At 71.2% G+C, this 23,499-nt stretch carries 20 protein-coding genes; 17 read left to right on the top strand and 3 right to left on the bottom strand.

The window, feature by feature from the left end:
• Window positions 1–261: 261 nt before the first annotated feature.
• Window positions 262–654: a ribonuclease domain-containing protein gene (locus ACFVKT_RS37545; protein WP_385740534.1), complete on the top strand. Its 393-nt coding sequence runs from the start codon at window positions 262–264 to the stop codon at window positions 652–654.
• Window positions 655–723: 69 nt separating this feature from the next.
• Here the strand turns inward: ACFVKT_RS37545 and ACFVKT_RS37540 are convergent, their stop codons facing one another.
• Window positions 724–930, bottom strand: coding sequence for a hypothetical protein (locus tag ACFVKT_RS37540; protein WP_385740531.1), 207 nt, complete (start codon window positions 928–930; stop codon window positions 724–726).
• Window positions 931–1,331: 401 nt separating this feature from the next.
• Between ACFVKT_RS37540 and ACFVKT_RS37535 the strand changes: the two genes are divergently transcribed.
• The 3 genes from ACFVKT_RS37535 (at window position 1,332) to ACFVKT_RS37525 (ending at window position 4,608) form a co-directional block, all read left to right on the top strand.
• Entirely contained in the window at window positions 1,332–2,531 is a 1,200-nt protein-coding gene (locus tag ACFVKT_RS37535; protein ID WP_385740608.1) for a sensor histidine kinase, read from the top strand.
• A gap of 180 nt (window positions 2,532–2,711) precedes the next feature.
• The gene (locus ACFVKT_RS37530) at window positions 2,712–3,383 is read left to right on the top strand and encodes a response regulator (protein WP_385740529.1); all 672 of its coding nucleotides are present in this window, start codon (window positions 2,712–2,714) and stop codon (window positions 3,381–3,383) included.
• A 40-nt stretch (window positions 3,384–3,423) separates the two neighbouring features.
• A complete protein-coding gene (locus ACFVKT_RS37525; protein ID WP_385740526.1) occupies window positions 3,424–4,608 on the top strand; it encodes a cytochrome P450 in 1,185 nt (394 codons plus the stop codon).
• Window positions 4,609–4,720: 112 nt separating this feature from the next.
• On the opposite strand, the gene ACFVKT_RS37520 is transcribed toward ACFVKT_RS37525, so the two are convergent.
• On the bottom strand, window positions 4,721–5,731 hold the full coding sequence (locus ACFVKT_RS37520) for a Gfo/Idh/MocA family oxidoreductase (protein WP_385740523.1): 1,011 nt from the start codon (window positions 5,729–5,731) through the stop codon (window positions 4,721–4,723).
• Window positions 5,732–5,860: 129 nt separating this feature from the next.
• Between ACFVKT_RS37520 and ACFVKT_RS37515 the strand changes: the two genes are divergently transcribed.
• The 8 genes from ACFVKT_RS37515 (at window position 5,861) to ACFVKT_RS37480 (ending at window position 17,517) form a co-directional block, all read left to right on the top strand.
• Entirely contained in the window at window positions 5,861–6,598 is a 738-nt protein-coding gene (locus tag ACFVKT_RS37515; protein ID WP_385740606.1) for a GntR family transcriptional regulator, read from the top strand.
• A 232-nt stretch (window positions 6,599–6,830) separates the two neighbouring features.
• Window positions 6,831–7,835 (top strand): sugar ABC transporter substrate-binding protein, encoded by a 1,005-nt coding sequence (locus ACFVKT_RS37510; protein WP_385740520.1) that lies wholly within the window; start codon window positions 6,831–6,833, stop codon window positions 7,833–7,835.
• Window positions 7,832–8,881, top strand: a complete 1,050-nt coding sequence (locus ACFVKT_RS37505; protein WP_385740517.1) for an ABC transporter permease — start codon at window positions 7,832–7,834, stop codon at window positions 8,879–8,881. Before ACFVKT_RS37510 ends, ACFVKT_RS37505 begins: the two co-directional genes overlap by 4 nt.
• A 60-nt stretch (window positions 8,882–8,941) precedes the next feature.
• Entirely contained in the window at window positions 8,942–9,763 is an 822-nt protein-coding gene (locus tag ACFVKT_RS37500; RefSeq protein WP_385740514.1) for an ATP-binding cassette domain-containing protein, read from the top strand.
• A gap of 199 nt (window positions 9,764–9,962) precedes the next feature.
• Window positions 9,963–11,108 (top strand): ROK family glucokinase, encoded by a 1,146-nt coding sequence (locus ACFVKT_RS37495; protein WP_385740511.1) that lies wholly within the window; start codon window positions 9,963–9,965, stop codon window positions 11,106–11,108.
• Entirely contained in the window at window positions 11,105–11,686 is a 582-nt protein-coding gene (locus ACFVKT_RS37490; protein WP_385740508.1) for a sugar kinase, read from the top strand. The genes ACFVKT_RS37495 and ACFVKT_RS37490 overlap by 4 nt, the downstream gene beginning before the upstream one ends.
• 120 nt (window positions 11,687–11,806) lie before the next feature.
• A complete protein-coding gene (locus ACFVKT_RS37485) occupies window positions 11,807–14,671 on the top strand; it encodes an SNF2-related protein (protein ID WP_385740506.1) in 2,865 nt (954 codons plus the stop codon).
• Window positions 14,672–15,309: 638 nt separating this feature from the next.
• The gene (locus ACFVKT_RS37480) at window positions 15,310–17,517 is read left to right on the top strand and encodes an SWIM zinc finger family protein (RefSeq protein WP_385740503.1); all 2,208 of its coding nucleotides are present in this window, start codon (window positions 15,310–15,312) and stop codon (window positions 17,515–17,517) included.
• 137 nt (window positions 17,518–17,654) lie between these two features.
• On the opposite strand, the gene ACFVKT_RS37475 is transcribed toward ACFVKT_RS37480, so the two are convergent.
• Window positions 17,655–17,798 carry a hypothetical protein gene (locus ACFVKT_RS37475; RefSeq protein WP_385740500.1) on the bottom strand — a complete coding sequence of 48 codons (144 nt, stop codon included), beginning with the start codon at window positions 17,796–17,798 and terminating at the stop codon, window positions 17,655–17,657.
• A 111-nt stretch (window positions 17,799–17,909) separates the two neighbouring features.
• Here ACFVKT_RS37475 and ACFVKT_RS37470 point away from each other — a divergent pair, with 111 nt between their 5' ends.
• The 5 genes from ACFVKT_RS37470 to ACFVKT_RS37450 all read left to right on the top strand — a co-directional run bounded on the left by ACFVKT_RS37470 (window position 17,910) and on the right by ACFVKT_RS37450 (window position 23,499).
• Window positions 17,910–19,256 carry a sulfite oxidase gene (locus ACFVKT_RS37470; protein WP_385740497.1) on the top strand — a complete coding sequence of 449 codons (1,347 nt, stop codon included), beginning with the start codon at window positions 17,910–17,912 and terminating at the stop codon, window positions 19,254–19,256.
• Window positions 19,257–19,538: 282 nt separating this feature from the next.
• Window positions 19,539–19,664 carry a hypothetical protein gene (locus ACFVKT_RS37465; protein WP_256223277.1) on the top strand — a complete coding sequence of 42 codons (126 nt, stop codon included), beginning with the start codon at window positions 19,539–19,541 and terminating at the stop codon, window positions 19,662–19,664.
• A gap of 56 nt (window positions 19,665–19,720) precedes the next feature.
• Window positions 19,721–21,628: a RiPP maturation radical SAM C-methyltransferase gene (locus ACFVKT_RS37460; RefSeq protein WP_385740492.1), complete on the top strand. Its 1,908-nt coding sequence runs from the start codon at window positions 19,721–19,723 to the stop codon at window positions 21,626–21,628.
• Entirely contained in the window at window positions 21,625–22,209 is a 585-nt protein-coding gene (locus ACFVKT_RS37455) for a DUF5825 family protein (RefSeq protein WP_385740490.1), read from the top strand. The genes ACFVKT_RS37460 and ACFVKT_RS37455 overlap by 4 nt, the downstream gene beginning before the upstream one ends.
• 3 nt (window positions 22,210–22,212) lie before the next feature.
• Window positions 22,213–23,499, top strand: coding sequence for an MFS transporter (locus ACFVKT_RS37450; RefSeq protein WP_385740487.1), 1,287 nt, complete (start codon window positions 22,213–22,215; stop codon window positions 23,497–23,499).

The raw sequence follows: 23,499 nt of genomic DNA, 5'->3' as shown, positions 1-23,499 counted from the left end.
CCCATCCCCTTAATTCTTCATTACAAAAACCTGTGAGGATCATGTGTTGATTGATCATGTAGGTCAATAGTGGGGCGTATCACGTTGACCTCCTCTGATCATGCAGGTACAGGGCGCTGATTGAGCGAGGTGCCTGATCGTGCTATGGACTCTGTGGCGCCGATCCCGAAGTTAACCCCCGTAAAATTCATCGGACTTGATAGGAGAAAAGCTTTGACGTGTCCTTGACATGTCATGGTCTACGCGCGTCATCCTAGGTCCATGAGATTCCCCCCACGCACCACTCGCACGGGCGCGCTGGTCGCCCTCATGTCCGCCCTGCTCATCGGCGGCACCGCCGCGGTACCGGCCAACGCGGCCGCGACCGCCGTGGGCAGCGTCTGCTACAGCGCGCTGCCGTCGCAGGCGTACACCACGCTCCGCCTGATCAACTCGGGAGGACCCTTCCCGTACTCGCAGGACGGAACCGTCTTCCAGAACCGGGAAGGCATCCTGCCCGCACAGTCCACCGGCTACTACCACGAGTACACGGTCGTCACGCCCGGCTCCTCGACGCGTGGCGCCCGGCGCATCGTCACCGGCAACAAGACCAACGAGGACTACTACACCGCGGACCACTACGTCACGTTCAGGCTGGTCAACTACGGCTGCTGAACTGCGAGGACGATCCGGTCCGTCGCAAATCCGGAGTCCGGACTCCGGAGCCCTGGCTCCGGTCCGTGTTCAGCCGGGCTTCCGGCTCTCGGCCGCGGCGAACAGCGCGAAGGACAGTACGAGCAGGGCTACGCTCACGTAGATCTCGTAGCCGTCGAAAACACCGAACCGCTGCACGAGGCCCCACCCCCGCGGCCAGCCGGTGATCGAGTGCAACAGGCCCAGAGCGCCCTGGACCAGGGCGAGAAAGCCGAGAATCTCCAGAAACTGCTTCATGAGTAAGATCCTCGCCCCGCGGACCTCCCAGTTCATCGGTCGCGGGGCGAGGCCCTGTCCGACCTAAGTGCAGACCGCGGAGTGCGGGCGGGGACCAAAGTCTGAAGAGCTACGACTTTGGTCGGTGATCGAGGCCGTGGGGAGGTGGGGGCGGGCGTGGCTGCGTAGATTTGTCGACCGTGAGTGGTGACAATCCGGCGCGTGCGCCACGAGAACTTTCCGTGTCGGGGGAACTGGCCCTCGGCTCGGCCGCCGTGGTGCCGGGGGATGTGGTTCCTGGGGCGGGCGGCACTGCGGTGTCGGGGGAACCGGCCCGCGGGTCGGACACCGCCGTCGTGTCGGGGGACCTGGCCGACGCCGGGGTGTCCGCCGGTGCGCAGGCGTTGTTGGGGCGGCGGTGGCTGCTGCCGTCGGCCGTCGCCACGGAGTTCGATCAGGTGCGCGTCGGCCGGAAAGGGCGTCCACGGCGTACCGCGCGCGACTGGGTCGTGGACTTCACCTGTTTTCTGATCGCTGTCGGCGTCGGCATGCTCGGCGCGGACGCGGTGTCCGGCGACCCGAACATTCCGCACGCCCTGGAGGTCGTCGACCAGTGGCTCGGCGCCTTCGCCTGCGCCGCCGTGTGGCTCCGCCGGCGGTGGCCGGTCGGCTTCGCCGTGGCGATGATCCCCGTCTGCTTCATCTCGAACACCGCCGGGGGCGCGGGTCTCGTCGCCCTCTTCACGGTCGCTGTGCACCGGCCCTTCAAGTACGGGGCCTGGATCGGCGGAATCTCCTCCGCGCTGAGCTTCCTCTTCTTCTGGCTGCGTCCCGACCCCGACCTGCCGTACGGCTGGATGGTCGCCCTCAGCGTGCTGCTCAACGTCGCCGTGATCGGCTGGGGCATGTTCGTGCGGTCCAAGCGGCAGCTCATGCTGAGCTTGCGGGACCGGGCGCGACGGGCAGAGACGGAGGCGGCGCTGCGGGCCGAGCAGGCGCAGCGGCTCGCGCGTGAGGACATCGCGCGCGAGATGCACGATGTGCTCGCCCACCGGCTCACGCTGCTGAGCGTGCACGCCGGCGCGCTGGAGTTCAGGCCGGACGCGCCCCGCGAGGAGGTCGCGAGGGCGGCCGGGGTGATCCGGGAGAGTGCGCACGAGGCCCTGCAAGATCTGCGGGAGATCATCGGGGTGCTGCGGGCGGGGGACTCCGAGGAGGCGGGGCGGCCCCAGCCCACGCTGGCCGCGCTCGACGGGCTGGTCTCCGAGTCCCGCTCGGCGGGCATGAAGGTCGTCCTCGACGGCCGCGTCGCCGACCCGGCCGCCGTGCCCGCGTCCGTCGGTCGCACCGCCTACCGGATCGCTCAGGAGGGCCTGACGAACGCCCGCAAGCACGCACCGGGGGCGGAGGTGACGGTGTCCGTCTCGGGCGCTCCCGGAGACGGCCTCACCGTGGTCGTCCACAATCCGGCGCCGCCCGGGGAGGTTCCGCACGTTCCCGGGTCCGGGCAGGGGCTGATCGGGCTGACCGAGCGGGCGACGCTTGCGGGGGGACGGCTTTCGCACGGGGGCGTGGGGGGTGGGGGGTTCGAGGTGCGGGCGTGGTTGCCGTGGGGTGGGTGAGTGGGCCTGCTGTCGGTGTGGTCAGGCTGCGGATTTCAGCCCGTCCGGCGTTTGACGACGAGGCCGTTGAGGCCGATGCGGGGGTCTGGGGGCGGCAGCTCCCAGGTACGGGATGGGTAGGGGCGGAGGGGGCGAGGAAACTGTGCGTCACCTCCCGCGGCGCGTCACTACGGTAGGGCCATGACTGCGATCCGACTGCTGCTCGTCGACGACGACCCTCTGGTGAGAGCCGGCCTGTCCTTCATGATGGGCGGCGCCGACGACATCGAGATCGTCGGCGAGGCCGCCGACGGCAGCGAGGTGGCCGCACTCGTCGACCGCACCCACCCGGACGTCGTCCTCATGGACATCCGGATGCCGGACGTTGACGGACTGACCGCCACCGAGGAGTTGCGCGCACGCAAGGACGCCCCCCAGGTCATCGTCCTCACCACCTTCCACGCCGACGACCAGGTCCTACGGGCGTTGCGCGCGGGCGCGGCCGGGTTCGTCCTCAAGGACACGCCGCCGACGGAGATCCTCGCGGCGGTACGGCGTGTCGCGGCGGGTGACCCAGTGCTCTCGCCCACCGTCACCCGCCAGTTGATGGCGCACGCCGCCGGATCCGCCCTCGACACCCGCCGGTCCGGCGCCCGCACGAGGATCGCCGCGCTGAACGACCGCGAGCGCGAGGTCGCGGTCGCTGTCGGGCAGGGCAGGGCGAACGCCGAGATCGCCGCCGAGCTCTTCATGAGCGTCGCCACCGTCAAGACCCATGTCTCGCGCATCCTGGCCAAACTCGACCTGAACAACCGTGTGCAGATCGCCTTGTTGACCTACGACGCCGGCCTGCTTGAAGAGGACGGGCACTAGTCGACAGGTCCGGGCGTTTCAGGGGTGGAGGGGGAGGCGTATGGCGGAAGTGATCGATCTGGGGGAGTACGGGGCGCGGTTCAGGGAGGATCCGCATCCCGTGTATGCCGAGTTGCGCGCGCTCGGGCCGGTGCACCGCGTGCGCTTGCCGGTTCCCGACGCGCACCACGAGACCTGGCTGGTCGTCGGCTACGAGGAGGCGCGGGCGGCGCTCGCCGATCCGCGGCTGGCCAAGGACGGGGAGAAGATCGGGGTCAGGTTCCTCGACGAGGAGCTGATCGGCAAGTATCTGCTGGTCGCGGACCCGCCGCAGCACACGCGGCTGCGGGCTCTCATCGCGCGCGAGTTCACCATGCGCCGCGTGGAGACACTGCGGCCGCGCGTCCAGGAGATCACCGACGAGCTGCTCGACACGATGCTGCCGCTCGGCCGTGCCGACCTCGTGGATTCGCTCGCGTATCCGCTGCCGCTCACCGTCATCTGTGAGCTGCTCGGCGTGCCGGAGATCGACCGAGCCGCGTTCCGCGCACTGTCGAACGAGGCCGTCGCACCCACCAACGGAGAGCGCGAGTACGACGCCTTCGTTCAACTCGCCGCGTATCTGACCGACTTGATCGAGGACAAGAGGTGTTCCGCTCCGGCCGACGACCTGCTCAGCAGTCTCATCCGCACGACCGCGGAGGACGGCGACCGGCTCTCCCCCCAGGAACTGCGCGGTATGGCCTTCGTGTTGCTCATCGCCGGCCATGAGACGACCGTCAACCTCATCTCGAGCGGTGTCCACGCGCTGCTCACCCACCCCGGCCAACTCGCCGCGCTGCGCGCCGACATGACGCTTCTCGACGGCGCCGTGGAGGAGATGCTTCGTTATGAGGGACCGGTGGAGAACGCGACGTTCCGGTACGCCGCCGAACCCCTCGACATCGGCGGCAGGGCCATCGAGGCGGGCGACGCGGTGATGATCGGCCTCACCGCCGCCGACCGCGACGGGGTGCGGTATCCGGCGCCCGACCGCTTCGACATCCGGCGCGACACCCGCGGTCATCTCGCCTTCGGACACGGCCTCCACTACTGCCTGGGCGCGCCCCTCGCCCGCCTCGAAGCTCGCGTCGCCCTCCGCTCCCTGCTGGACCGCTGCCCGGACCTCGCGCTCGACGGCCCGCCCGGCGACTGGCTGCCCGGCATGCTGATGCGGGGCGTGCGCAGTCTGCCCGTGCGCTGGTGAGCAGCTTGCGGAGGCTTTGAGCCCGGGAGCAGGCTCGGGGTGACGAGCGAGGGCGCCCGGCTTCAAAGCCGGGCACCCGCCCATCAGTTCCGTACGTCCAAAGGGGCCGCGGTCAGTTCCGGCCGCCGGGAATCTCCGACAGCCGGACCATGCGCCGTTCGTGTCGTGACAGTTCGCAGGCCTCTGCGATGCGCAGGGCATGCAGGGCTTCGCGGCCGTCGCACGGGTTGGTGCGTTCGCCGCGTACGAGGTCGACGAAGGCGCCGAGTTCGGCCTCGTACGCGGGGCCGAACCGGTCCAGGAAACCCGTCCACGGCTTGTCGGCGGGCGGTGGCCCGGCGGGCTCCGTGGAGGCGATCGGCGTACGGTCGTCGAGGCCGACGGCGATCTGGTCCAGCTCGCCGGCGAGTTCCATGCGGACGTCGTAGCCCGCGCCGTTCAGACGGGTCGCCGTCGCCGAGGCGAGCGTGCCGTCGTCGAGGGTGAGGACGGCGGCGGCGGTGTCGATGTCGTGCGCCTCGCGGAACATCGCGGGCCCGGCGTCCGACCCGGTCGCGTACACCTCGACGACCTCTCGGCCCGTGACCCAGCGCAGCATGTCGAAGTCATGGACGAGGCAGTCCCGGTAGAGCCCGCCGGAAAGCGGGAGGTAGCCGGCCGGGGGCGGCGACTGGTCGGAGGTCATCGCCCGGACCGTGTGCAGCCGCCCCAGCCGTCCGGAGCGCACCGCCTCGCGCGCGGACGTGTAGCCCGCGTCGAAGCGGCGCTGGAAGCCGAGCTGGAGCACGGTTCCGGCCGCGTCGACCTCGGCGAGGGCGTCGAGCGTGCCGGGCAGATCAAGAGCGATGGGCTTCTCGCAGAAGACCGGGAGCCCGGAACGCGCCGCGCGGCCGATCAGTTCGGCGTGAGCGGCCGTCGCCGCGGTGATCACCACGGCGTCCACGCCCCAGGTGAAGATCTCGTTCACTCCGGGCGCTGCCGTGGCCTCCAGGCGGTCCGCGAGCTCCTGGGCCCGTACGGTGTCCGCGTCCGTGACGATGAGGGAGCCGACCTCGCGGTGGCGGCTCAGAGTCGTCGCGTGGAATGTCCCGATACGGCCTGCTCCGATGAGTCCGATGCGCATGGCTACAAAGTGAGGGCGGACCCGGCACCCTGTCAATGGTTTGTCCGGACAATCGAACTTCACAACTTCCCGTCAACATCTCCCGGAGCTACGCTCGGGGCCGTGCCCAAACCAGATGTGGACCCGACCGTGTCGCTCCAGCTCAGCGTCGACCGCAGCAGCCCGGTCCCGCTCTACTTCCAGCTGTCCCAGCAGCTGGAGGCCGCGATCGAGCACGGAACGCTGACCCCGGGCAGCCTCCTGGGCAATGAGATCGAACTCGCAGGCCGGCTCGGGCTGTCCCGGCCCACCGTCCGCCAGGCCATCCAGTCCCTCGTCGACAAAGGCCTGCTCGTGCGGCGCCGGGGCGTCGGCACCCAGGTGGTACACAGCCAGGTCAAGCGCCCGCTGGAACTCAGCAGCCTGTACGACGACCTGGAGGCGGCCGGGCAGCGCCCCGCGACCCGGGTGCTCGTCAACACCGTGGAGCCGGCGTCCGCCGAGGTCGCGGCCGCTCTGTCGGTGGCCGAGGGCAGCGACGTACACCGCGTCGAGCGGCTGCGGCTCGCCCACGGGGAGCCGATGGCGTACCTCTGCAACCACCTGCCACCCGGGCTGCTGAAGTTCGACTCCGACCAGCTGGAGGCCACGGGCCTGTACCGGCTGATGCGCGCCACGGGCATCACGCTGCACAGCGCCCGCCAGTCCATCGGCGCCCGCGCGGCCACCGAGGAGGAGGGCGAGCGGCTCGGCGAGCCCGCCGGAGCACCCCTGCTCACCATGCAGCGCACCACCTTCGACGACACCGGCCGCACGGTCGAGTTCGGGTCCCACACCTACCGGGCCTCGCGCTACTCCTTCGAGTTCCAGCTTCTCGTACGGCCCTGACGCGCGGCGGCCAGGCCGTACGCGCTTCCCGGCGGCCGTCGCTGGAAAGCACGTACCGCAACCGGAGTAGTGCGCCGCGCGCGGGACCCGCCGGTGGGGTGCATGATCCCCGTGACTGATACTTGGACGTTTGGGCTGGTGAGATGCCTGCCCCCGGGATTTGCGAGACGGCCCTCCGGGCCGGCGGCAGGGCCCGGCGCACCAAGCAGCACGGCAAGAAGGGCACGGCCTCGTGGCACGGACTCGGACCTGGGCAGTCATCGCGCTCGCAGGAGCGCTGGGGGTGTCCCTCGCGGGATGCAGCGCCACCGGCGGCAAACGCGCGGAGGACGCCCGGGAGGCGGCGGCCGCCCAGGGCAAGGCCGCGGTGAACACTCCCGAATGGACCTTCGCGATGATCACCCACTCGGGCGATGGCGACACCTTCTGGGACATCGTCCAGAGCGGCGCCAAGCAGGCCGCGGTCAAGGACAACATCAACTTCCTGTACTCGCACGACGACGAGGCACAGCAGCAGGCGCAGCTCGTGGACGCCGCGGTCGACAAGAAGGTCGACGGCATCATCGTCACGCTCGCCAAGCCCGACGCCATGAAGGCCGCGGTCGCCCGCGCCGAGAAGGCCGGCATCCCCGTGATCACCGTGAACTCGGGCTCCGAGGAGTCCAAGGCCTTCGGCGCGCTCACGCACATCGGCCAGGACGAGACGATCGCCGGTGAGGCCGTGGGCGACGAGCTGAACAAGCGGGGCAGGAAAAAGGCCCTGTGCATCCTGCACGAGCAGGGCAACGTCGGCCATGAGCAGCGCTGCGCCGGCATCAAGAAGACCTTCGACGGCACTGTGGAGAACCTCTACGTCACGGGCACCAGCATGCCCGACGTGCAGTCCTCCGTCGGCGCCAAGCTCCAGGCAGACAACTCCATCGACACGGTCGTCACGCTCGGCGCCCCGTACGCGGACACCGCGGTCAAGGCCAAGGCGGACGCGGGCAGCAAGGCCGAGATCGACACCTTCGACCTGAACGCGAAGGTGGCGACGGAGCTCAAGGACGGCACGCTCGGGTTCGCCGTCGACCAGCAGCCCTACCTCCAGGGGTACGAGGCCGTGGACCTGCTCTGGCTCTACAAGTACAACTCCGATGTCCTCGGCGGCGGCGAGCCGGTCCTCACCGGACCGCAGATCATCACCAAGGACATGGCCGGCGCACTGGAGAAGTACACCGAGCGGGGCACCCGATGAGCACTTCGGCACCCGCGCCCCGTGCCAAGTCCGATGAACGCCTCCTCAAGACCTCACCGCTGCGCAAGCTCCTGGGCCGGCCGGAGCTCGGCTCGGTGGTCGGCGCGGTCGCGGTCTTCCTCTTCTTCGCGATCTTCGCGGACAGTTTCGTACGGGCCGCCAGCCTCAGTACGGTCCTGTACGCCTCCTCGACCATCGGCATCATGGCTGTACCGGTCGCCCTGCTGATGATCGGCGGCGAGTTCGACCTTTCCGCGGGCGTCATGGTGACGTCCTCCGCGCTGATCTCCTCGATGTTCAGCTACCAGATGACCGCCAACGTCTGGGTCGGCGTCCTCGTCTCGCTGGTCGTCACGCTGGCGATCGGGGTCTTCAACGGCGTGATGCTGACCCGCACCGACCCGCCCAGCTTCATCATCACGCTCGGCACCTTCCTGATGCTGACCGGTATGAACCTCGGCTTCACCAAGCTGATCAGCGGCACGGTCTCGACCAAGTCGATCTCCGACATGCAGGGCTACTCCTCTGCCAGGGACGTCTTCGCCTCGACACTCACCATCGGCGGCGTCGACTTCAAGATCACCATTTTGTGGTGGCTGGGCCTGATCGTCGTCGCCACCTGGATCCTGCTGCGCACCCGCATCGGCAACTGGATCTTCGCCGTCGGCGGTGGTGAGGAAGCGGCCCGCGCGGTAGGCGTGCCGGTCGACAAGACGAAAATCGGCCTCTACATGGGCGTCGCTTTCGGCGCCTGGATCTCCGGCCAGCACCTGCTGTTCTCGTTCGACGTCGTGCAGTCCGGCGAGGGCGTCGGCAACGAGCTGACGTACATCATCGCGGCCGTCATCGGCGGCTGTCTGATCACGGGCGGCTACGGCTCTGCGGTCGGCGCGGCGGTCGGCGCCCTGATCTTCGGCATGGTCAGCAAGGGCATCGTGTTCGCCGAATGGAACCCGGACTGGTTCAAGTTCTTCCTGGGAGTGATGTTGCTCCTGGCGACCCTGCTCAACCACTGGGTCCGCAAGCGCGCGGAGGCGACGAAATGACGACGGACGTGAGCGGTGGGGCGACGAAATGACGACGGACACGAACGCTGAGGCCACGAAATGACGACGGACGCGAAGACGGCGAAGGACGCGGCCGCCCCGGAACGTGCGGCACTCGTCGAGCTCGACGACGTCAGTAAGTACTACGGCAACATCCGCGCCCTCGAAGGCGTCTCGCTGGAAGTCCACGCGGGCGAGATCACCTGCGTCCTCGGCGACAACGGCGCGGGCAAGTCGACCCTCATCAAGATCATCGCGGGTCTGCACCAGCACGACGCGGGCATCCTGCGCATCGAGGGCGAGGAGATCCACCTGTCGTCCCCACGCGACGCCCTGGACCGCGGTATCGCCACGGTCTACCAGGACCTCGCCGTCGTCCCGCTGATGCCGGTCTGGCGGAACTTCTTCCTCGGCTCCGAGCCGTCCAAGGGCTTCGCCCCCTTCAAGCGCATGGACATCGAGTTCATGCGCAGGACCACCCACGCGGAACTCCTGCGCATGGGGATCGACCTGCGCGACGTCGACCAGCCCATCGGCACCCTCTCCGGCGGCGAACGCCAGTGCGTGGCGATCGCCCGCGCCGTCCACTTCGGCGCCAAGGTCCTCGTCCTCGACGAGCCCACCGCCGCCCTCGGCGTCAAGCAGTCCGGTGTGGTCCTCAAATATGTGGCCGCAGCACGGGATGCCGGTCTGGGCGTTGTCTTGATCACCCACAACCCGCACCACGCCTACCTCGTGGGCGACCGCTTCGTGCTGTTGAAGAGGGGCACCATGTCCGGCAGCCATCTGCGCGACGAGATCACGCTCGATGAACTGACCCGCCAGATGGCGGGCGGGAGCGAGCTGGACGACCTGCGGCACGAGCTGGAACGCGCGACGTGAGGAGGGCGCCCCGTACGGGCGCGGGGAACGGCGCGCCCAGCCACAGCGGACCCGCGGAGGACAGACCGGCCCAAGGCACCCACGGTGTCCCGCGGTGACACCGACCGTGGCATCCACGGTGTCCCGCGGTGACACCCACCGCGGCACCCACGGTCTCCCACCGTGCAGGCCAGCGCGTACGTAGGGCAGAATCGGCGCGATGAGCACCTACCGCGACCTCGCACACCGCGGCTCCGCGCGGGCCACCGTCCTGCGGACCGTGGGAACGCGCGAGCGCCGTTCCCACCTGACGGCCCCCCGCGTCCCCACCGTCGGCATCGACATCGGTGGCACGAAGGTGATGGCGGGTGTCGTCGACGCCGACGGCAACATCCTGGAGAAGCTCCGCGCTGAGACGCCGGACAAGTCCAAGAGCCCCAGGGTCGTCGAGGACACCATCGTCGAACTGGTCCTGGACCTCTCAGACCGGCACGACGTGCACGCGGTCGGCATTGGCGCGGCCGGCTGGGTCGACGCCGACCGCAACCGCATCCTGTTCGCCCCGCACCTGTCGTGGCGCAACGAGCCCCTCCGGGACCGCATCTCCAGCCGCCTCGCCGTCCCCGTCCTGGTCGACAACGACGCCAACGCCGCGGCATGGGCCGAGTGGCGCTTCGGCGCGGGTCGCGGCGAGGACCACCTCGTCATGATCACGCTGGGCACCGGCATCGGCGGTGCGATCCTGGAGGACGGCCAGGTCAAGCGCGGCAAGTTCGGTGTGGCGGGCGAGTTCGGGCATATGCAGGTCGTGCCCGGGGGCCACCGCTGCCCGTGCGGCAACCGCGGCTGCTGGGAGCAGTACAGCTCCGGCAACGCGCTGGTCCGCGAGGCCCGCGAACTCGCCGCCGCCGACTCCCCGGTGGCGTACGGACTCATCGAGCGGGTCAAGGGCAGCATCCCCGACATCACCGGGCCGCTGATCACCGAGCTGGCCCGCGAGGGCGACGCCATGTGTGTCGAGCTGCTCCAGGACATCGGACAGTGGCTGGGCGTCGGCATCGCCAACCTGGCGGCGGCCCTGGACCCCTCCTGCTTCGTGATCGGCGGCGGCGTCAGCGCGGCCGACGACCTGTTGATCGTCCCCGCGCGCGACGCGTTCCGCAGGCACCTCACCGGCCGCGGCTACCGGCCCGAGGCCCGTATCGCCCGCGCCCAGCTCGGCCCGGAGGCCGGCATGGTCGGCGCCGCCGACCTCGCCCGGCTCGTCGCCCGCCGCTTCCGCCGCGCCAACCGCCGCCGGGTGGAGCGCTACGAGCGGTACGAGCGCTTCGTGGAGTCCCGCCGTACGTCCCAGGAGTCGCTGTGACGGCCTCGCTGCCGCGCCAGGCGTCCCCGCCGGACGAGCCGGAACGGCCGCCCGAGAACCCGCGCCACAAGTTCCGCCGCCGCGCGATCACCCTCCTGATCATCGGGCTGCTCATCGGCGTCCCGGCCGGCTATCTGGTGATCTCCGCCAACCAGAGCCGCGACGCCGGCAAGCAGAAGGAGGAGAAGTACTCGGCGACCGGCCTCACGATGGGCTGGCCGTCGCGCGTCCAGCGCCGCGTCTACCAGGTCACCATCCCGGGGTACTCGACCGACGTCGCCTACTACGAGACGAACAACTGGAAGACCAGCCGCCTGTACGTCCAGTTCGGCACCGACAGCGCGGGCCTGGACAGATTCCTGGGCTACGTCGGCACCAGCCGCGCCGCCCTGAAGCAGGACGACTTCACGATCAACGCCCGCGACCAGCAGGTCGTCGGCTGGGAGTTCACCGGCCCAGGCCCGTGGTCGGGCCTCGTCTACAAGCAGAAGAACCCGGCGCCCACCCTCGACATCGTCGTGAACATGGCCGACCCCGAGCACCCCATGGTGTACGTGGTCTCGCGCACCACTCCCTGACAGCGCCGCCGTCTGTCGGGGCCGCTGTCTCTCGGCGCCGCCGTCGAGGCCGATTGTCAGAGGCCGCCCGTACAGTCGAAGACAACTGGTCGGACTGACGGGCGGGAGGTGAGCGGGCGTATGGGGAGCAGGATGGACGCGGTGGCCGAGAAGGCTGTCCCGGTGCGTCTCGCCGCGGTTTTCCTGCCCGCGCCGGTGCCTCGCGAGGGGCGGGTCGCCTTCTGGGATCCGGATGCCGAGCCGCTGCCGTCCGACGTACCGGAGCTGTCTTCCGGTGAGCGCGCGGAGCGGGAATCGTCCGGGGAGCCGACCGAGCTGACGGTGGTACGGCGGCACGGTTCCGAAGTCCGTAGAGGCACCGTCCCCGCCGTGAGCCTGCCGATCGAGGAGGCCCTGCCGCTGCTGGCCGGGGCACGCCGCGACCCCGCCGCACATCCCGCCACGGCCTGCTGGGGCGCGGCCGCGCTGCACGCGCTGCGGCTCGTCGCGCGCGGGAGGCTGCTGCCGGGTCTGACAGCCGACGGCTTCGACGCCTGGCGCGCGGGCCCGCTGGACCCGGACGACATCGCACACCTGAGGGCGGTCGCCGCGGCCCTGCCGTACGAAGGACACGCTGTCCCGCTCCCCGGCAAGGGCCCGCTCCGGCTGCCGGAACCGGAAGCGCTGATGCGCTCCTTCCTGGACGCGGTCGCCGACACACTGCCGCGCACCCCGGCCGCGGGGTACACCTCAGGCAAACCCTTCGCCGCGGTCGCGCCCCAGCGGCTGCCCGGCGCCCACGGCTGGGCCGCGGAGGTCGCCGCGGGCATGGACGCGGGCGTGCGCATCTCGCTCCGCCTGGACCTGTCGGCGTACCAGCTCTTCGACGACGGCGAGGGAGCACGCCGCGCGGGTGCGGCTGTCGTGCAGGTGCACAGCCTCGCCGACCCCACCCTCGTCGTCGACGCCGCGGCGCTGTGGGCGGGCGAGGCCGACGCGACGTTCGGTCCCCGCGCGCGCGTGGACGCCGCCCTGGCCGTCCGTCGCGCGGCCCGCGTCTGGCCGCCCTTGGACCGACTGTCCGAGCAGGACGCGCCGGACGTACTCGCGCTCTCCGAGGAGGAGTTGTCCGACCTCCTCGGCATCGCGGCGAACCGGCTCGGCGCGGCCGGAGTCGCCGTGCACTGGCCCCGGGACCTCGCCCACGACCTGAGCGCGGCGGCGGTGGTGCGCCCGGCGCCCGGCTCTGCCACGGACGGCACCGGGTTCTTCGAGAGCGAGGAACTGCTCCAGTTCCGCTGGCAGTTGGCGCTCGGTGGTGACCCGCTCACCGAGGCCGAGATGGACACCCTGGCCGAGGCCCACCGTCCGGTCGTACGGCTGCGTGACCAGTGGGTGCTCGTCGACCCGGCCCTCGTCCGCAAGGCCCGCAAACGCGAACTGGGCCTGCTCGACCCGGTCGACGCGCTCTCCGTCGCGCTCAGCGGCAGCGCCGAGGTCGACGGCGAGACGGTCGAGGCGGTGCCGGTCGGAGCGCTGGCCACGCTGCGCGACCGGCTGACGGCGGGCGTCACTCCCGTCGAGCCACCACCCGGTCTCCAGGCCAAGCTCCGGGACTACCAACTCCGGGGTCTCGCCTGGCTGGACCTCATGACCTCCCTCGGCCTCGGCGGCTGCCTCGCCGACGACATGGGGCTCGGCAAGACCGTCACTCTCATCGCGCTGCACCTGCGCCGGGCCCGCCCCGAACCGACCCTGGTCGTCTGCCCGGCCTCGCTGCTGGGCAACTGGCAGCGGGAGATCAACCGTTTCGCGCCCGGCGTCCCCGTCCGCCGCTTCCACGGGCCCGACCGCACCCTGGAAGACCTCGACGGCGGCTTCGTCCTCACCACCTACGGCACGATGCGGTCGGCCGCGGCGCACCTCGCCCAGCAGAGCTGGGGCATGGTCGTCGCGGACGAGGCCCAGCACGTCAAGAACCCCTACTCGGCGACGGCGAAGGCGCTCCGCACCATCCCGGCCCCCGCGCGCGTGGCGCTGACCGGCACCCCCGTGGAGAACAACCTCTCCGAGCTCTGGGCCCTGCTCGACTGGACGACCCCCGGTCTGCTCGGCCCCCTCAAGTCCTTCCGCGCCCGGCACGCGCGCGCCGTGGAGAACGGCGAGGACGAGGAGGCGGTGGCGCGTCTGGCCCGGCTGATCCGCCCGTTCCTGCTCCGCCGCAAGAAGTCGGACCCCGGGATCGTCCCCGAACTCCCGCCCAAGACGGAGACGGACCACCCGGTCCCGCTGACCCGCGAACAGGCCTCCCTCTACGAGGCGGTGGTCCGCGAGTCGCTGCTCGCCATCGAGATCGCCGACGGCATCGCCCGCCGGGGCCTGGTCCTGAAACTCCTCACCGCCCTCAAGCAGATCTGCAACCACCCGGCGCTGTATCTGAAGGAGGACGCCCGGGCGGCCGCCCACGGCCCCTCCGCCCGGTCCGGCAAACTCGCCCTGCTCGACGAGCTGTTGGACACGCTGCTCGCCGAGGACGGCTCGGCACTCGTCTTCACGCAGTACGTGGGCATGGCGCGCCTCATCACCGAGCACCTCACCGCGCGCGCCGTCCCCGTGGAACTCCTGCACGGCGGAACCGCGATCCCCGAGCGCGAGCACATGGTGGACCGATTCCAGAGCGGTTCGACGCCGGTCCTGGTGCTCTCCCTCAAGGCCGCAGGCACCGGCCTGAACCTCACCCGGGCCGGCCACGTCGTCCACTTCGACCGCTGGTGGAACCCGGCCGTCGAGGAACAGGCCACCGACCGCGCCTACCGCATCGGCCAGACCCAGCCCGTCCAGGTCCACCGCCTCATCACCGAAGGCACGGTGGAGGACCGCATCGCCGAGATGCTCGAAGCGAAGCGGGCCCTCGCGGAGGCGATCCTCGGATCCGGCGAGGCCTCCCTCACCGAGCTGACCGACCGCGAGCTGTCGGACCTGGTGTCCCTTCGGAGGCCCGCGTGAACGACGGCGTGGAGGAGACCCCTGCGGTGACCGAGGGCTCGGGCACCGACCAGTCACGCCCTGCGCCGGGGACGCGCCCCGCCGACGTGGCCCGTCGGGCGCTGCGGGAGGCGCGAGAGCGCGGGTTCAGGGGGGACGAGGTGCCTGACGACTCAGGTCATCCGGATCATCCGGGTCATCGGAGTCATCGGAGTCAGGCGGATCAGCCGGATCCTTCGGATCAGTCGGCTGAGGGGGGTGCGGCCGATGCGTCTCCCAGGAGTGCGTCTTCTCCGGGGGCGCGACCGGGAGACGTGGCACGCGAGGCGCTGCGACGGGCGGCGGCGGGGAGGTCGGCCGCTGGGACCGGAGCGGTTCAAGGTGCCCGCGGCGGTGCGGCTGAGGTGTCCGACGGGGCCGTGGAGCCCGGCCGGGCAGAGTCTCCTGCCGGGGCCGAGACGTCGCTCGAGACGTCGGTCGGGGCGCCGGTCGAGACGGAGGCTGAGACGTCGGCCAGCCGGACGGGTAGTTCCGCCGCAGGGGGCCCGCGCCCTGGGGACATCGCGCGTGAGGCCTTGCGCGCCGCGCGGGGTGAGGCGAGGCAAGCGCGGACGGACGCCGGAGGAAAGCGGGTAACGGACCCCGGCAACAGGGGAGTTGTGGCAGGAGGCCGGTCCGCCGACCCGCCGCGAGCCGCCGCGTCCAGGGCCCGACGGAACCCCCGGAGCCAGAACCGGCGAACCGCGCCTCAAGACGTACGCGAGCTACTCGCCGGCGCCTTCCACCTGCCCTCCGACACAGCACCCCACGACACGACCGCAGCCGACCCCGTCGGCGCCGGGACTGTGGGACACCGGTCGGCTCTCGCGGATGACCGGCCTGAAGTGACGTCAGGTTCGGGCCGGGCGCGGCTCGGGGGCGATGGCGAGGTGGTCCCGGAATCGGGCGCTCGCGCTGTGCAGGCCGGAAACGCGGCCGGAGCCGACCCCGCCGACGCCGGGACTGCGGGACACCGGTCGGCTCTCGCGGATGACCGGCCTGAAGTGACGTCAAGTGCGGGCCGCGTGCGGCTCGGGGGCGATGGCGAGGTGGTCCCGGAATCGGGCGCTCGCGCTGTGCAGGCCGGGGACGCGACCGCAGCTGACCCGTCCGACCCCGCCGACGCCGGGACTGCGGGACACCGGTCGGCTCTCGCGGATGACCGGCCCGAAGTGACGTCAGGTTCGGGCCGGGCGCGGCTCGGGGGCGATGGCGAGGTGGTCGCGGACTCGCCCGTGGTGCAGGCCGGGGACATGTTCGGGGCGTCCCAGGGTGCGCATCCCGAGCGAGCCGCTGCTGCCGCCGCACGGGAGTCGATCCGGGACTCGTCGGTGCCACGGCCCGGAGACCGACCCGTCACGACCTCGGATACGGCTCGGGCGCAGCCTGACGGGGCGCCGGTGGCGGGTCAGGGCGCCCAGTCCGGGGCCGCAGACGACGTGACCCCGCACGCTCCGCGGGCCGATCCCGCAACCGTCGCCTCCCCGGACGCCACGCCCACGGCCCCGCGCTCCGCGGACCCTCGGCCTGTAGAGCGGTCCGCGGCCACGCGGCTCCCGCGATCCATGGGATCCCCTGGGCGCGACGGTGCGTTGCGCCGTACGTTCGAGGCCTTCCCGGCGCGGGCGTCGGGGGATCACGGCTTCGCGGAGACGTGGTGGGGGAACGCGTGGGTGAGGGCGTTGGAGGAGGGGGCGCTTGATGCGGCGCGGCTCGCGCGGGGGCGGGCGTATGCCGGACGCGGGCACGTGGACGCGGTCACCGTCACACCGGGGCTGGTGCTCGCGTACGTGCACGGGAGCCGTCCGCGGCCCTATCGCGTGCAGGTCACCGTCGGGACGCTGTCGGACGCCGACTGGGACCGTTTCCTCGACGCGGTCGCCGAGCGGCCCGGGGACATCGCAGCGCTGCTCGACAAGGAGATGCCCAAGTCGCTGGCCGAGTGCGGGGTCGCCCTGCTCCCGGGCCCCGGCGAGCTCGAACCGCACTGCAGTTGCCCCGACTTCGGGCACCCCTGCAAACACGCGGCCGCCCTCTGCTACCAAACCGCACGGCTGCTGGACGAAGACCCCTTCGTGCTGCTCCTCCTGCGCGGCCGCGGCGAACGCGAGCTGCTCGACGCGCTGTCCCGTCGCAACGCGGCCCGGATCGCCCGCGCCGCCCAGGACCAGGAACCGGCCCCGCTCCCCGGCACCCGCGCCCGCGACGCCCTCGCGCGGCGCGTGCTGTCGCCCCTCCCGGCGCCGCTCCCACCGCCCGCGCACCCCGAGCAGCCACCGACCTATCCGGACGCACCGGGCGGCCCGGACCCGTTCGCGCTGGACCAGTTGGCCACCGACGCGGCCGCCCGCGCCCACACGCTGCTCACCGCGGGCCGCGATCCGGTCGCGGGGCTGACGCTCTGGCAGGACGCGGTGCGTCTCGCCGCCGCCCGGCCCGGTTCCGGACTCACCGCCGCGACCCGCGCCCTCTACGCCTCGCTCGCCGCCGCCGCGGGACGCACCCGGGCCGACCTCGCGCGTGCGGTCGCCGCCTGGCGGCAGGGCGGTTTCGAAGGGCTCGCCGTCCTCGAAGAGCCCTGGGATCCACCGGCGGGCCGCTTCGACCGGGCCCGCCCGCTGCTCCTCGCCGCCGACCTCCCCGCCTTCCGCCCCTGGCGCAACCACCTCACCCATCCGCGGGGCCACGCCCAGCTCCGCCTCGGCCACAGCGGCCTCTGGTACGCCTACGAATCCGAACCGGGCCAGGACGACTGGTGGCCCCGTGGCACCCCCGACCTCGACCCCGTCGGCGCGCTCACCGGCCTCGGCGCACCGGGCGACCTCTGACAGAGGACGTCATGCAACACAGGCCCGGCGCTCGCAGCCCCGCTGTCCGCTGCCGATCAGTTGGTGCTCCGGAACACCGACTGCCCCGAGTTCTCGACGAGTTGGTCCTCCGGCTCGTACCCTGGCGCTCATGTGCCTCAGTGACCACCGCCCCGCCCCGCGGTCCCGCGCGTGTTCGTCGCGCGGTTGTTGTCGCTGAACCGCACCACGGACATGGTCCGTGCCTCGGCCGTCGCGGTCCCGCTGCCGACGCCGTAACCCCTCTCCTGTAGTTCAGGCACCTTCAGGCACCGCCGAGTGCCGTCCCCCCCCGCATGCTCGCGGCGCCGCCCATTCCACCGTGCCCCGCGCGTTCCCCTCCCGCTCGAACGGCCCGAAAGGCAGGCCCCTCCATGCCCCAGCCGCCCCACACGCCCGGCTCCGCATCCGAATCCCACTCCGAATCCCACTCCGAATCCGCCTACGACCGCCGCAGACTCCGGCAATGGCTGGCGGGAGATGCCAGGGCCGACGGGGTGGCCCGCCGCGACATGCTCAGGCTGCTCGCCGCGGCCGGACTCACCACGACCCTGCCCACGGCCTTCGGCGCACCCACAGCGGCCGCCGCACCCACAGCGGCCGCCACCAGCACATCGGTGACTCCCTCCGCGACGGTCCCCGGCATCGTGAAACCCCTCCCGGACGACTGGTTCACGGCTCGCGGCACGAACGCCGAGACCAAGTTCGCGTCCCTCGCGGGTACCGGCTACCACACCCCCAATGACCACTTCTTCGTACGCAACCACACCTCCACCCCCGTCCTGGACGCCAAGGCATGGACCCTCACCCTCTGGGGCGACGGGCTCGCGCGCGAGGAGCCCGTCGAGTTCACCCTCGCCGACCTCAAGCGGCTCCCCGCCACCACCCGTACCGCGTTCGTGGAGTGCGCGGGCAACGGCCGCAGCTTCTTCACGACGCAGCAGGGGCAGACGGTCAGCGGCACCGCGTGGACGCTCGGCGCGATCGGCACGGCGCGCTGGAAGGGCGTACGGCTGGCCGAGGTACTGCGCAGGGCCGGCCTCACGGACCGTGCCGTGGACGTCCTGCCCCGGGGCCTGGACGCCGAGTACATCACCGCGGACGGCACGAACCTCGGCCATGTCCGCCGCCCGCTGCCGCTGTCGAAGGCGCTGGACGACGTACTGCTCGCGTACGAGATGAACGGCGAACCGCTGCCGGTCGACCACGGCTACCCGGTGCGCGTACTCGTGCCCTCCTGGGTGGGCATCGCCTCGATCAAGTGGGTCGGCGACATCGAGGTGTCCGCCCAGCCGCTCTACTCGCCGTGGAACATCGACTTCTACCGGCTGTTCGGCGCCGCGTACCCCGACGGCGGCAGCGCGCCTCTCACCCGACAGACCCTCAAGAGCGCCTTCGAGCTCGCCTGGAACGCGAGCCTCCCTGTCGGCGCGGACCATCGGCTCACCGGCCGTTCCTGGTCCGGGGCCGGTGGCGTCCGCCGTGTCGACGTGAGCACCGACGGAGGTACGAGCTGGCGGCGTGCCCGGCTGTACGACGCGCCGAGCCGCGCGGGCTGGGTCCGCTGGTCCACCGACTGGCGTCCGAGGACTCCAGGGACGTACACACTGCTGGCCCGGGCGACCGACACCACAGGCCGCACCCAGCCGGAGACGACCGTCCTCAACACCCAGGGCTACCTCTTCGACGCGGTGGTACGACACCCCGTCCAGGTGTCCTGAGTGCCCCCTCGACTACGAGAGCTTTCCCGGGGGCGATCTCCGTCGCCCCCGCTCGGCCACCGGCGCCAGCGAGACCAGTGCGGCGCGGCGCCGACCGTCGGTGACCGAAACCCCGGCGGCAAGATCGACGTCCTCGCCTTCTGCCCTGGCAGCTACGCCACCCCGAATATCCCGAAGTCGCTCTCGGCGGTCCCGTGCTGCACGGCTTCCGGCGGGCGGCCCGCTCCGCCGTCGGGGTTCTTGTGGGGTGTATGTGATGCCCCATAAGGTGAACTGCTTTGTGTGGCACGTGAGTTCGAGGTCGTCGACCAGGGGAGAGTCGTGGAGATCAAGAAGGTTGTGATCCGCGAAGAGGAGCGCACGAACCGCAAGCCCGCCGTCATGGAGAAACGCCCGCCGACCCGTTGACCGGGCGGCAAACGTGAGCGGGACATCCAGGGGACGGTGACGGGGGGGAGAGTGGTGTGCGCGTACATCTGGTGACCATGCCGTGGCACCCGATCGATCTGCCCTCTCTCCAAGTGGGCCTGCTGCACCAACTGTTGCGGCAGGTCCGCCCGGACGACGATGTGCTTGAGTTCCACGGCTCGCTGCGCTGGGCGGAGTTCCTCCTCGAGCGGTCCGGCGGGCGGCTGCGCCCCGGTGACTACGAGGCGATCGGCAGCGATTCGATCTTCGACGGCCTCGGTGACTGGGTCTTCTCGGGTGTGCTGTACGAGGACGAGACCTGGGGCGTCGCCAGGCTGAAGGAGTACGCCGCACGTCGCGGCCTCAGCATCGACACCGCCTCCGACATGCGGGTCCACGCTGCCGAGTTCATCGCCGAGTGCGCGAGAGAGGTGCTCGCCCAGGAACCGGACGTCGTCGGGTTCACCACCACGTTCATGCAGAACGTGCCCTCGCTCGCGCTGGCCAGGGCACTCAAGCGCCGGCGTCCGGAGCTCACCGTCGTCTTCGGCGGCAGCAACTGCGACGGCCCGATGGGGCACGCCCTGCACCGCAACCATCCCTTCGTCGACCATGTGGTGCGCGGCGAGGGCGAGTACGCCTTCCCGGCGCTTCTGCGCCACCTGGATGCCGGCACGCCGCCCGCCGACGTACCGGGCCTGTGCTGGTGGGAAGGGCAGCCGGACGGCCGGGTCTCGCGGGCGAACACCGAGTCCCGGCGCACCGTGGCGCCCTCCGACATCCCCGCGCCCGACTACGACCAGTGGCAGGCAGCCCTCGACGCATCCCCCGTCCTCGAATACGTCTACCCGAAGCTGGTGGTCGAGGGTGCACGCGGCTGCTGGTGGGGCGAGAAGCACCACTGCACCTTCTGCGGGCTCAACGGCTCCTCCATGGCGTTCCGCGCCAAGTCGGGCGAGCAGCTGTGGAGCGAGATCGACCACCTCGTACGACGGCACCGCATCCTCGACGTCGTCACCGTCGACAACATCATCGACATGGCGTACTTCAAGGACTTCCTGCCCCTCGCCGCCGAGAGCGGCTGGGACCTGCGGATGCACTACGAGGTCAAGTCCAACCTCAATCGTGAACAGATCGCCCTCCTCGGGCGGGCCGGAGCCGTGCTCATCCAGCCCGGCATCGAAAGCCTGAGCAGCCGGGTCCTCGACCTCATGGACAAGGGCGTCAGCGGCGCCCGTAACGTCCGCACACTCCGTGAGTGCGAGAACCACGCGCTGACCGTCACCTGGAACTACCTGTACGGCTTCCCGGGCGAGACCGTCGAGGACTACGACCCCCTCGTCAGCCAACTGCCCGCGCTTATCCACCTGCAGCCCCCGGGCGGCGCCCACCGCATCCAACTGGAGCGGTTCAGCCCGAACTTCACGGACCCGGGGTTCGGCTTCGGCAAGCGGCGCCCGGCCGAGATGTATCACCACGTCTACGAGCTGCCCGATTCCGAACTCACCGACCTCGTCTACCTGTTCGCGACGGACGACGCGGGCATCGGCGGAGAGACCGAGAGCCGGCTCAAGCGGGCCGTAGCGGTATGGCGAGACGGACATCACGGATCGAGCCTGGTGATGGAGGAGGCGGAGCCGGAGGAGGGCGTGGACGTACTGCTCGTTCACGACCGGCGGCACGGCTGGCCCCGCCGCACCCACCGGCTGACCGGCTGGCAGGCGCAAGTGCTGCGGCGCCTGGAGGACGGGCGGACGGAGCCGGCGCTGCACCGGCTGCTGACCGGCGACGGACACGACATCCCGGCCGAGGAGCTGAGCGGGTGGATCCAGCAGGCTCAGGCGACGGGGCTGGTCTTCCGCGACGGGCGGACGTACGTGTCCCTGCCCACGTGGGACGTACCGGACCGCATCGACCCCGACCCGGCTCCGCAATCCACGGACCATCAGGAGGTGGCCGGATGACCGGGCTTCCCGCGACCGTCCCCCACCGTGTGATCGGCCGACAGGTCCACTTGGACATGCCGCTGCGCCTGGGCGGGGCGGGACGCGAGACGGCGATGGCGGTCCAGTTCCTGCGCGAGTGCCAGAGCCAACAGCTCCGTACGCACTGGGAGATCGCCTACGAAGACCGGCCGCGAGGCGACGACGCGCTCGACACGTATGACGCCCCGTACGTACGGATGCTGCACCACCTCCCACCACCAGTCGAACGGCCGGACGAGCCAGGTGAGTTGGGCGCCTGGCGCACCTCCTACGCCGCCTTCCCCGCCGGCATGCTCTACCATCGCCGCGGCCCGGACTTCATCACGGTCATGGACCGCAGAGAGCGGCCCGCCTCGGCGAGGTTCACCCTCGACCACCCGGATCTGGTCGCCACCTTCGCCACGGTCCAGGAGCCCGCGGCGCTCGGTGAACTCGACGCCGTGCAGCGGGAGGCCGTCGGCCTGCTCGCGGCCGAGCGGCTCGCTCTCGTCGCCGACGGTTGGGCGGTGGCCCTGCCGCCGCGGATGCGCCGTTGGCCCGTTCCCTGCACGGGGATCTGAGGGATGGGCGCGTCACGGGCCGAAGGGACGGTCCCCCTGCGTCGCCACCGTCCCTTCGTGCTGCTGTGCGGCGAGCAGGTCGCCAGCTCCGTCGGGCGGCAGATCACCGCTCTCGCACTGACCCTGCTGGCAGTGACCGACCTCGGCGCGGGGCCGCTCGGGGCGGCCGCGCTGCTGGCGCTGACCTATCTGCCCGGCGCCGTTCTGAGCCCGCTGGCCGGAGCGATCGTCGACCGGATCAGGCTGCGCCCTCTCCTCGTGTGGGTGACCAGCCTCCAGACCCTGGTCGTCGGCTCGATCCCGTTGGCCGGCGCGCTGGGGCATGTCACCCTGGCGCACCTGTACGTCGTCGCAGGCGTCTCGGGCACCCTGACCTTCACGCTCTCCGTCGCGCTCCAGGCAGCGCTGCCGCGCGTCGTCGGACCGGAGCGGCTCCTCGCCGCCAACTCGGCGCTGACCGCGGCCCGTACGAGCGGACAGGTCGGCGGCCCTGCGCTCGGCGGTGTCATGGTGGGGCTTCTCGGGGCCGACGCGGCGCTCCTCGCGGGCAGTGCGGCCTACGCGATCGAGGCGCTCCTGCTGTTCGCGCTGCCCGCCACGCTGAACACGGTGACAGGCTCGGGGGAGCCCGCCCGCGCGAAGTCCCTGGCCGGTTCACTGCGTACGGGACTCGTGGTGGTGCGCGCCGAGCGCCGGCTGCGCCGCATGGTCCTGGCGGGCGCCGGACTCAACCTCGGCAGCGGTGCGGCGGCCGCCCTCTACGTCTTCTACGCGACCCGCGATCTCGCCCTGCCTGCCTGGCAGTTGGGCACGACGTACGCGGCCTACAGCGCGGCCACCCTGGCGGGCGCCCTGCTCGCCGGACGCTTTGCCAGGACCTCCGGGCTGTGGCGGGCCACGCAGATCTTCGGACTCGCGGCAGGCGCTGCCGTGTTCCTGATCCCGGCCGCGTCGCTGGGCCTCGCCTTCCCTGTGCTGCTCGCGTACCAGGTCTGCTACGGCCTCTCCGGCACCGTATGGATGATCTCCATGACGACCACGCAGCAACTGGTCACCCCTGACGGTATGCAGGGCCGCGTCGCGGGACTCGTACAGGCGGTGCTGCTCACGACGGTGCCGGTCGGAGCCCTTGCAGGCGGTGCGGTGGCCGCCTGGCTCGGCAGCGTACCCATGCTCATGGGTGCGGCGGCCGTGACCCTGCTCTCCGCGGCCACCCTTTGGGCACCCATGGGGGCGGGCGTCACGGTGCCGGAACGGGCCCAGGACGCGGAGGCGGAGAGCCGCCGCTAG

It is taken from the genome of Streptomyces sp. NPDC127595 (assembly GCF_042671685.1).
Taxonomy (GTDB): Bacteria; Actinomycetota; Actinomycetes; order Streptomycetales; family Streptomycetaceae; genus Streptomyces.
This window is presented reverse-complemented; position numbering and strand designations above follow the sequence as displayed.